The 10,125-nt window shown below is 29.5% G+C and carries 10 protein-coding genes; all 10 read left to right on the top strand.

The features are described from left to right. Positions 1–354 precede the first annotated feature (354 nt). The 10 genes from METFODRAFT_RS08420 (at position 355) to METFODRAFT_RS08375 (ending at position 10,087) form a co-directional block, all read left to right on the top strand. Positions 355–1,701, top strand: coding sequence for a TldD/PmbA family protein (locus METFODRAFT_RS08420; protein ID WP_007045171.1), 1,347 nt, complete (start codon positions 355–357; stop codon positions 1,699–1,701). A 112-nt stretch (positions 1,702–1,813) separates the two neighbouring features. Then, positions 1,814–3,094 carry an MBL fold metallo-hydrolase gene (locus tag METFODRAFT_RS08415; RefSeq protein WP_007045170.1) on the top strand — a complete coding sequence of 427 codons (1,281 nt, stop codon included), beginning with the start codon at positions 1,814–1,816 and terminating at the stop codon, positions 3,092–3,094. Between the two features lie 11 nt (positions 3,095–3,105). Continuing rightward, positions 3,106–3,660: a D-sedoheptulose 7-phosphate isomerase gene (gene gmhA / locus METFODRAFT_RS08410; RefSeq protein WP_007045169.1), complete on the top strand. Its 555-nt coding sequence runs from the start codon at positions 3,106–3,108 to the stop codon at positions 3,658–3,660. Positions 3,661–3,668: 8 nt separating this feature from the next. After that, positions 3,669–5,132 carry an SWIM zinc finger family protein gene (locus tag METFODRAFT_RS08405; RefSeq protein WP_007045168.1) on the top strand — a complete coding sequence of 488 codons (1,464 nt, stop codon included), beginning with the start codon at positions 3,669–3,671 and terminating at the stop codon, positions 5,130–5,132. Between the two features lie 87 nt (positions 5,133–5,219). Further along, positions 5,220–5,636 carry a hypothetical protein gene (locus METFODRAFT_RS08400; RefSeq protein ID WP_007045167.1) on the top strand — a complete coding sequence of 139 codons (417 nt, stop codon included), beginning with the start codon at positions 5,220–5,222 and terminating at the stop codon, positions 5,634–5,636. A gap of 66 nt (positions 5,637–5,702) precedes the next feature. Next, a complete protein-coding gene (gene rfaE2 / locus METFODRAFT_RS08395) occupies positions 5,703–6,176 on the top strand; it encodes a D-glycero-beta-D-manno-heptose 1-phosphate adenylyltransferase (RefSeq protein ID WP_007045166.1) in 474 nt (157 codons plus the stop codon). A gap of 11 nt (positions 6,177–6,187) precedes the next feature. Further along, positions 6,188–7,108, top strand: a complete 921-nt coding sequence (locus METFODRAFT_RS08390; RefSeq protein ID WP_007045165.1) for a bifunctional heptose 7-phosphate kinase/heptose 1-phosphate adenyltransferase — start codon at positions 6,188–6,190, stop codon at positions 7,106–7,108. Beyond that, complete coding sequence (locus tag METFODRAFT_RS08385; protein WP_048115796.1) at positions 7,101–7,613, top strand: D-glycero-alpha-D-manno-heptose-1,7-bisphosphate 7-phosphatase; 513 nt, start codon at positions 7,101–7,103, stop codon at positions 7,611–7,613. The genes METFODRAFT_RS08390 and METFODRAFT_RS08385 overlap by 8 nt, the downstream gene beginning before the upstream one ends. A 26-nt stretch (positions 7,614–7,639) precedes the next feature. Further along, the gene (locus tag METFODRAFT_RS08380; RefSeq protein WP_007045163.1) at positions 7,640–8,818 is read left to right on the top strand and encodes a glycosyltransferase family 4 protein; all 1,179 of its coding nucleotides are present in this window, start codon (positions 7,640–7,642) and stop codon (positions 8,816–8,818) included. Between the two features lie 15 nt (positions 8,819–8,833). Then, complete coding sequence (locus METFODRAFT_RS08375) at positions 8,834–10,087, top strand: lipopolysaccharide biosynthesis protein (RefSeq protein WP_007045162.1); 1,254 nt, start codon at positions 8,834–8,836, stop codon at positions 10,085–10,087. Positions 10,088–10,125: the final 38 nt, after the last annotated feature.

Genomic DNA, 10,125 nt, shown 5'->3' with positions numbered 1-10,125 from the left:
CCCCTTTTTATACATCCACCGAAGTATATCATACATAGAACCGAAAAGATTATTAAGTCCAAGAGGGATATTTTCTCTCTGCGGGCGTATGGTGACTTATATTTCTCTACAGTTAGATAGAACTTAGCCCACATGAGATTTATTAATCGTTTAAGCTTTGGGACGCTCTCTTCAACGATGTTATCACCTTCAACTATTTTTTTGATACTATATATCTATTGAGTTATATATTTAATGTTTTGATGGGAACTACGGTATAATGACAACTATAAATCACCCTTCATATTATAAATATTCGTAGAATGGCATAATAAAGAGATTTTAATGTAAGAATATAAAATTTTGGTGATAGGTATGGTTGATATTGAAAAATTGGAAAAACTCTTAGAAGTTGGAACCTATGCAGATATAAGGATAAATCATGGGGAGAGTAACCACATAATTTTAAAAGATGGGAAGATAGATGAGATTTCATCTGGAGTTGGAGGAGGGGTTGTAGTTAGGGTTTTATATAAAAATGCTTGGGGATTTGCTACTTCAAATGATTTACATGATATTGAGAACTTAATAAATAAGGCATATAAGATGGCTAAGGTTTCTAATGAATACACAGATAAAGAGGTTATTTTGAAGGATGTTAAGAGTGTTGTTGATAAAGTTAAAATTAAGGCAAAAATAAATCCAAAAGATGTTGATATTGATGAAAAAAAGGAATTTGTTTTGTTGGCACATGAGAATATGTTTGGGGATAAGGTAGTCAGTACATCCGTCTCCTACTCAGATGCTGTTGGATATTCATTATTTATGAGTAGTGAGGGAACAAGAATAGAATCTGAAAGAATGAGGACAATAATGTATTTAACTGCAGTTGCAAAGGATGGAACTTTGCAGTATGCATCTGAGAGGGTTGGTGGGGATGGATTTGAGGTTATAAAAAATGCAAACATTGAAAATATTGCAAAATCTGCAAAAGAGAGGGCAATAAGATTGCTCTATGCAAAATCTTGCCCAAAGGGGAAATTTAAAGTTATTCTCGACCCAGAATTGACAGGAGTATTTATCCATGAGGCTGTAGGGCATGCATCAGAGGCAGATTTGGTTTTACAAAATGACAGCGTCTTTAAAGACAAAATTGGGGAAAAAGTTGGAAGTGAATACGTAACAGTTATAGATAGCCCAGAGGTTGAGGGTTTTGGTTCATATAAGTATGATGATGAAGGGGTTAAGGGGAGAGAAACAATAATAATTGAAAATGGTGTATTAAAGAACTTCCTTCACACAAGGGAGACCGCAGGAAGGTTAAATATGGAAGTTACAGGAAATGCGAGGGCAGAGGGATTAAATAAGCCAATAGTAAGGATGAGTAACACATTTATAAAACCGGGAGATTGGAACTTTGAGGAGTTGTTGGAAGATACAAAGTATGGAATATTCTTAAAAGGTTCAAGAGGGGGGCAAGTTGATACTGGAAAGGGATTGTTCCAATTTAGTGCAGTTGAGGCATTCTTAATTGAAAATGGGGAATTAACCAATCCTTTAAAAGACGCTGGGTTAAGTGGAGAGATATTGAGTATATTGTATAATGTCGATGCTGTAACAAAGGAATTTAAGTTGAGTGTTGGTTATTGTGGTAAGAATGGGCAGAGTGTTCCTGTTGGAGATGGAGGGGGAAGTATAAGAACTATTGCAACATTGTCCTAAAAAATTTTTTAGTAACCAAACTCAAGGAAACATAAATTCTCAAGGTTAAAAGAAAAAGAATAAATAATTAAAAAAACCAAAATAAAAATGAGAACATATAGGGGAGGGTTTGATGAAGATTACATTTAGAGGAGCGGCGATGGAAGTTGGGAGAAGTTGCATAGAGATTGATAGTGGAGAGAGTAAGATTCTATTGGATTGTGGGGTTAAATTAACGGGAAATGGTATTGAATACCCAATATTGGATGATATTAAAGTTGATGGTGTATTCGTATCCCATGCACATTTAGACCATGTTGGAGCGTTGCCAGTTTTAACACACAAACAGATAAACGTACCAATACATTCAACACCATTAACAAAAGAAATTACAAAGATTCTTTTAAAAGATTCATTAAAAATAGGGATGATTGAACACATAAGCCAAAAATTTAACATGCATGACATAAAGAAATGCATTAATTTGCATGTTCCAACATACTACAACAAAAGAAGGGTTTTTATGGATTTTGTTTATGAGTATTTTGATGCTGGGCATATTCCTGGAAGTGCATCGATACTGTTGGATTATGGTGATAAAAAAATTCTCTACACTGGAGATGTAAAGGTTAGGGATACGAGATTGGTTAAAGGTGCTGATTTGAGTTATACAAATGAAGATATAGATGTTTTAATCATTGAATCAACTTACGGAAACTCTATTCATCCAGATAGGGAAGAAACAGAGAAGAAATTTCTGCAAAAAGTAAAAGAAACAATAAACAGGGGAGGGGTTGCATTAATCCCAGTGTTTGCAGTAAATAGAGCCCAGGAAATCCTCCTAATTTTGGCAGAGGAGAAATTTGATATTCCAATATTCTTTGATGGCATGGCAGTTGAGATTACTGAAATTATGCTTAGGCATTCAGAATATTTAAGGGATGCAGAAAGATTGGAAAAAGCATATAGTATGGTTTATGTAGTTGAATCGAGAGATGAGAGGGATAAAGTTATAGAATATCTAAAAGAAAATGGAGGAATTGTTGTAACAACTGCAGGAATGCTTGATGGAGGGCCTATTTTGCATTATATATCTGAAATGTGGGATGATCCAAAGAACTCGCTAATATTAACTGGATATCAAGTGGAAGACACGAATGGAAGATATTTAATTGAGACAGGGTATTTAATATTAGATGGGCAAGAAATTAAACCAAAATTGGAGGTTACATTATTCGATTTTTCAGCACATGCGGGAATGGACGAACTTCATGAAATTGTAAATAAAGTTAATCCGGAGACACTTATAATTCAGCATGGAGATGAACTTGAAGTTCTAACATTCAAAAAATGGGCAATTGAAAAAGGATTCAATGTACATACTCCAAAGTTAGGAGAATCAATGGAAATTTAAGAGGTGGTTTTATGAAGGATTATTTTGAAGAAAGTGCAAAAGTTAAGTTAAAATTCATTGAAGAAAATGAGGAAAATTTAAAAAAATCTATTGAGATAATAGTGGAGGCATTAAAAAATGGCAAAAAAATTTTAATTTGTGGAAATGGGGGCAGTGCGGCAGATGCTCAACACTTTGCCGCTGAGATTGTGGGAAGGTTTAAGTTGGAAAGAAAGGGATTTCCTGCAATTGCATTAACAACAGATACATCTATTTTAACTGCTATAGGAAATGACTATGGGTTTGAGAGAATTTTTGAAAGGCAAGTTGAGGCGTTAGGTGAATATAGGGATATTTTAGTTGGTATATCTACAAGTGGAAACTCAGAGAATGTTATAAGGGCAGTTAATAAGGCAAAAGAAATGGGCATCTATACAATTGGATTGCTTGGCAAAGATGGAGGTAAATTAAAGGACGTTGTTGATTTGGCGTTAATAGTTCCTTCTAACGATACAGCAAGAATCCAAGAATGTCATCTAACTATATATCATGTTATATGTGAGGAGGTTGAGAAGAGGTTATTTTGAGGGATATTATGGATGAAATTATCAGAAAATATGGGTATGAGATATATGAAAGAGGAGTTGAGTATTACAAAGAAGGAAGGGTAAAGGAGGTAATAAAGTTTGGAGACAAGATATATGGTAAAGTTATCGGAACTCATGTTTATGATGTAGTTGTTAATTTAAAAACTTTGGAATCAGAATGTTCCTGTCCTTATGGTTATAACTGTAAGCATGGTGTTGCAACTCTCTTAAGTTATAAAAATAATGAATATATTGATGCAGACAAAATAATAAATAAATTAAAAAATATGGAAAAAGAGGAGTTAGTAAAATACATAATTGAAAGAATTAAATATTATCCAGAATTTGCTTTTAATTTTATTGGACTGTTGGACAAAGAGGATAACTTAAATAATATGTCTAAATTAGCAAAAAAGACACTAAACAAATTTATTGAGATGATGAAAAAGGGTTATTATATTGATATAGATATGGCTAAACAAATTAAAATGTTTTTATTAAATAATAGAAATCATTTATCCAAGGATGATTTAATTAAATTTTTAGAAGTAATTATAGAGAATTATGAGGATTTTGGAGGATTTTATGATGATTATGCAGATAATTGTTATGAAGATATTGTATTAGAGCCCTTAGGAGAAATCTTATTTGACAAGGATTTAGATGAAAATGATTTAATTAGAATATTTAAATTAATTGAAATAGATGACTATGGATTGATGGACATAATATTTGACAAGTTCTTAGAAAAGGTTGAAAAATATTTTAATTATATTGATGTATTAAAAGATTATTTGGATGAAGAGGACTATATTGAGTTATTAATAAAAACTAAGAGTAAAGAAGAATCAATAAAAAGAATACTCAGTAGCAAAGTAAGTAGAAGCAAAAAATTTGAATTACTTTTGTCAATAGATGAAGATGAAGCTATAAAATATGCCACTAAAAATAGGTTATATGAGGACCTTATTAAATATTATTATTTTGCTAATGAATATGACAAAGTCGTTGAATTATTTAGAAAATATAAATTTAAATATATTCCAGATATTATATATGATTCAATTATTAAAGTGAATCCCAACGATAAAGATGAGTTATTAAGAAAACTATTTAAATATGCAGATGGATACACTAAATATTACATTGCTATGGAATTAAATGATAGAGAATTATTGCTTAAAACTTATAAAGAGTTAGTTAAATATGATTTTTATAGATATGAATTAATAAATGTAATAAGAAAACTTTTATTAGATTATGATGAGAAATCTATTGTTCCAGATGTAAAAAATTTAATTGATAGATACATTAATGAAAAGACACAGTTTGGTTATGAATCTGCTGTTTCTTTATTAGAGATTCTAAAGGAATATGATGAAGATGAATTTAAAAATCTTTTAGATGAAATAAAAAAGAATCACTTTAGAAAAAGAAATTTAATGTCATTAATATCAAAAAAGGGCTGGTAGATATAGCTTTTGTGACATACTCTCTTTCAGAAGAGTTCTAAAAATTTAAAAATTCCCTATTTATCAATAAATTTTTTGGTGAGTATTGTGGCTATTGCTTATGCTAAGTTATATGAGTTGATTTATAAAAATGTTAAAGATAAAGAAAAAGCGGAAGAGTTATACAAATTAGTTGAGGAATTCATTAAAGAGAATGAACAGAGAATTGATAAAAGATTTGAGGAAAATAAAGTAATTATAAAAACAGAGTTAAAAGATGAATTAAAAAGTGAATTGGCTACAAAGGAAGACATCCACATTTTAGAAGAGAAGATGAACACAATGGAAGAACGTTTAAAAGGAGAAATGAAAGCAATGGAAGAGAAAATTTTAAGATATGTTGATAACAAATTTAACCAATTAGATAAAAAATTCACAATATTTTTTATTGTAATTTTAATTACAATAATTATAACCAATCCTAATGCTATAGAATTGATAAAATTGTTGTTTGGATTTAAATAAAATCTTAATGGTAATGTATGCTCCCGAAATTATTGGAAAACTATTGTTATTTAAATAGGGGAGAGTATGATAATTGAGAATAGAGAATTATTAGAAAACATAATTAAAGAGTTAAAAAGCCAAAATCTAAAAATCGTCTTTACTAACGGATGTTTTGATATAATCCATAGGGGTCATGTGGAATATTTAAATAAAGCAAAGAAGTTGGGGGATATTTTAATAGTTGGGATAAATTCAGATGAATCAATAAAAAAGATAAAAGGTAATAAAAGACCGATAATTCCTTTATACTCAAGAGCTTATGTTTTAGATAATTTAAAAGCAGTTGATTTTGTAGTTCCTTTTGATGAAGAAACTCCTATAGAGTTGATAAAAATCATTAAGCCAGATGTTCATGTGAAAGGAGGTGATTATAAAGAGGAAGATTTACCAGAGGCAGAGATTGTTAAAAGTTATGGTGGGAAAATAAAAATAATTCCTTTAATTGAGGGTTTTTCAACAACAAAAATAATAGAATGGGTTTTAAATAAATACAAATAAAGAGGGGGAAAATGATAATTGTTTTAGGAGAGGTAATGTTAGATAAATACACCTATGGAAAGGTTGAGAGAATAAATCCCGAAGCCCCTGTTCCAGTGTTAAATGTAGTTGAAGAAAAATACACCTTAGGGGGAGCAGGAAACGTTGCAAATAATATAGCCTCTTTAAAGCATGATGTATTTTTGATTAGTATATTCAACAACGATGAATTTGGAAAATGTATTGAAGAACTATGTGAAAAAAATGGTATCAATTATTGTTTTGTTTCAGATGGGAGACCAACGATAGTGAAGCATAGGTTTGTAGCGATAGGTTATAATCAGCAACTCCTTAGGGTTGATTATGAAGAGGCACATCCAATAAATGGGGAAATCTCAAATAAAATTTTAGACAAAATTAAAAAACTCAACAGTAAATCAAACATTTTAATAATCTCTGACTATGCAAAGGGTTTAATTACAAAAGAACTCATGGAAAAATTAAAAAAAGAATTTAAAGGCAGGATTTTAATTGATCCTAAGCCAAAAAACATAGAATTTTATAAGGATGTTTATTTAATAAAACCCAACTTAAAGGAGGCTTCTCAAATTGTTGGAGAAGAAATTGAAAACAAAGATGATAAATTAGAAAAAATAGGTTTGAATTTGGTTGATGAGTTTAATTCAAACTTCGTTATTACAAGGAGTGAAAAAGGAGCAACTCTGATAACTCTCGATGGAGAGGTTGTTCACATCCCAACAAAAGTTAAGGAAGTCCACGATGTTTCAGGGGCAGGAGATACGTTTATTGCTACTTTAGGTTATGCTTTAGACAAGGGTTATGATTTAGTTGATGCAGTTAAATTGGCAAATAAGGCAAGTTCAATTGTTGTTGGAAAGGTTGGAACCGCAACAGTTAGTTTGGAGGAATTGTTTGGTGATAAAATTGAATAGGGCAATTTTTTTAGATAGGGATGGAGTTATTAATAAAAGATTAATTGGAGACTATGTTAAAAAAATAGAGGAGTTTGAACTCTTACCTAAAGTTAGGGAGGCGTTAATTGAATTTAAAAAAATGGGTTATTTGTTAATAGTTATAACCAATCAGCAGGGAATTGCTAAGGGCATTATGACAGAGGGGGATTTAAAAGTTGTTCATGATTATATGCTTAAATTATTGCCTGAGATTGATGATATCTTCTATTGCCCTCATTTGGATGGAACCTGCAACTGCAGAAAGCCAAAAAATGGCATGCTTTTAAAAGCAAAAGAAAAATGGGATATTGATTTTAAAAAAAGTTGGATGATTGGGGATAGTGAGAGTGATATAATCTGCGGGAAAAGTGTTGGATGTAAAACAATAAGGATTTTACAGGATAGTGAAGAAACACGGGCGGACTTTGTTGCTAAAAGTTTATATGATTGTATTGAGATTATAAAAAAGGATGATCTTAAGTAAATATCAATCAACTTTTAGGGATACATATGAAAAGAATAAAACTAATTATCTTTCCTGGATACTATGTTCCGCATATTGGGGGAGTAGAGACGCATGTTGATGAGTTTGCCAAATATTTATCAAAAGATGAAAAGTATGATATCCATATATTTGCACCAAATATTCCAAAATATAAGGAGTTTGAGATAAGGCACAATAATGTTAAAGTTTATAGATATCCAGCATTTGAAATTATACCAAATTATCCTGTTCCAAATATTTTCAATATTAAATTTTGGAAGATGTTTTTTAATTTATATAAAATTGATTTCGATATTGTAATGACAAGAACGAGATTTTTCTCAAATACTTTGTTAGGATTTATTTTTGCAAAATTAAGATTTAATAAAAAAATTTTAATTCATGTTGAGCATGGGAGTGCATTTGTTAAATTAGAAAGTGAGTTTAAAAATAAATTATCTTATATTTATGACAAAACTATTGGAAAACTAATATTTAAAAAATCAGATTATGTTATAGCAATATCAAAGGCAGTTAGGGATTTTATATTGGAAAATTTTGTTGATGATGGGGAAATTCCAATAATTTATAGAGGTTTGGAAATTGAAAAAATTGAGGGTGTTGAGGAAAATAAAGAAATCAAAGAAAGATTTAAAGATAAGACAAAACTATGTTTTGTTGGTAGATTGTATAAGTGGAAAGGCGTTGAAAATATTATAAGAGCATATATCGACTTGCCAAATAATTTAAAAGAGAAAATTGTTTTGATTATTGTAGGTTATGGAGAAGATTCAGAGAGATTAAAAAAATTATCAATGGATTATTTAAATAATGGTATTTATTTTACAGGTAGAGTTGATTTTGAAGAAGCAGTTGCGATTATGAAGGCATCTGATATCTACATCCACTCTTCATACAGAGGAGGGGGTTTATCGAGTTCTCTACTACAAGCGATGTGTTGTGGTAAGACAGTTGTTGCAAGTCCTTATGAAGGGGCTAATGAAGTTGTTTTTAATGGATATAGTGGGGTTTTATTGGAGGATAATTCTCCTGAAGAAATTAAAAGAGGAATTATTAAACTTATTGAGAATAAGGAGTTAATTAGAATTTACGGTAAAAACGCAGAAAATTTTATAAAAGAGAATTTCAACTGGGAAAAATCAGTTGAAGAATATAAAAAGATTTTTGAGAGTATTAAAAAATAATTTACAGGGATTACAATGAAAATCTATAAAAATTTAAAAGAAAAGATTTATTTGTTGGCAAAAAAATATTCAAAAAAAGCAGGATTGGATCTACCTTATTTTATAAAGGGGGGTTTTTGGCTAAGTGTAGGTCAGTTTTTTAGCACATTAAAAGGATTTATTTTAAGCATAGTTTTTGCCAATTTTTTATCAAAGGAAGTTTTTGGAGAATATAGTTTTATAATGGCTGTTTTAGGTATTGCTGGAATTTTCGCTTTACCAGGTATGGGTATTGCAGTTGTTCAGGCAGTAGCAAAAGGTTATGAAGGAACATATTTTAAAGCATTGAAAGAAGTTTTTAAATGGAGTTGGTTGGGAAGTTTGTTTTTATTATGTTTTTCTATTTATGAATATTTCTTTGGAAAATTCGATTTATGTTTGATATTTTTAATATTGTCTTCTTTATTTCCTTTTTATTCCATCTCAGGATTTTATCCAAATTTTTTTAATGGTAAAAAGAGATTTGATATATTAGTTAAACTATCTTCATTTTTTAACATTATTTCAACAATTTTAATAATTATGATGGTTTTATTTACAAAAAGTGCATTTTGGATAGCAATAACATCCATATTAATTCAAATTTTAGTTAATTGTTATTTTAGTATATTTTATGTCAAAAAATTTATAGAAAACTATGGTGTAGATAAAAATGACATTGAATTCGGAAAAAAAATTAGTTACTCCAGAGCATTTGGGGGATTCGCTGGAAAAGTAGATGAATTGATTATTAGCTACTTTTTAGGATTTTCAGATTTAGCCATATTTAAAATTGTTACATTAATTCCGGATCAATTCAAAATATTTATGAAATTATTAAATCCAATGATACTTCCAAAAATGGTGTCATCCAATATATCAAAAAAGGATTTAAAAACATATTTTTGGAAATTTTTTATAGTATTGGTATTTTTAATCGCAATATATGTATTAACTGCACCATTTATTTTCAAAATTTTTTATCCAAAGTATTATAAATATCTATGGTTAAGTATACTATATCACTTAAGTTTTATTGCATACTTAAACATTCTCTCCTCAAATTATTTGATAAAAGAAAAAAGCCGTTATATAATTATAATTGAATATATTTGCAATATTTTTACAATAGTATCTTCATTTATTTTTATATACTTTTATGGGTTACATGGTGCCATATATTCGCGTATGCTTATTAGATTATTTAGTTTATTATTAACAACATATGTATTTATGAGATACTGCTATTAAATTACTATCATACGCTCATCTTCACTTACAATTACATA

Origin of the sequence: Methanotorris formicicus Mc-S-70 (assembly GCF_000243455.1) — an archaeon.
Classification (GTDB): domain Archaea; phylum AGJL01; class Methanococci; order Methanococcales; family Methanococcaceae; genus Methanotorris; species Methanotorris formicicus.
Note: the sequence above shows the minus strand (reverse complement) of the source record. Positions and strands in the feature narration are given on the sequence as shown.

Bases quoted from the DNA above. Each gene is read 5' to 3' on its own strand.
- gmhA (WP_007045169.1), top strand. From the start codon at position 3,106: ATGAAGGATTATTTTGAAGAAAGTGCAAAAGTTAAGTTAAAATTCATT.
- METFODRAFT_RS08420 (WP_007045171.1), top strand. From the start codon at position 355: ATGGTTGATATTGAAAAATTGGAAAAACTCTTAGAAGTTGGAACCTAT.
- METFODRAFT_RS08390 (WP_007045165.1), top strand. From the start codon at position 6,188: ATGATAATTGTTTTAGGAGAGGTAATGTTAGATAAATACACCTATGGA.
- rfaE2 (WP_007045166.1), top strand. From the start codon at position 5,703: ATGATAATTGAGAATAGAGAATTATTAGAAAACATAATTAAAGAGTTA.
- METFODRAFT_RS08405 (WP_007045168.1), top strand. From the start codon at position 3,669: ATGGATGAAATTATCAGAAAATATGGGTATGAGATATATGAAAGAGGA.
- METFODRAFT_RS08375 (WP_007045162.1), top strand. From the start codon at position 8,834: ATGAAAATCTATAAAAATTTAAAAGAAAAGATTTATTTGTTGGCAAAA.
- METFODRAFT_RS08380 (WP_007045163.1), top strand. From the start codon at position 7,640: ATGAAAAGAATAAAACTAATTATCTTTCCTGGATACTATGTTCCGCAT.
- METFODRAFT_RS08415 (WP_007045170.1), top strand. From the start codon at position 1,814: ATGAAGATTACATTTAGAGGAGCGGCGATGGAAGTTGGGAGAAGTTGC.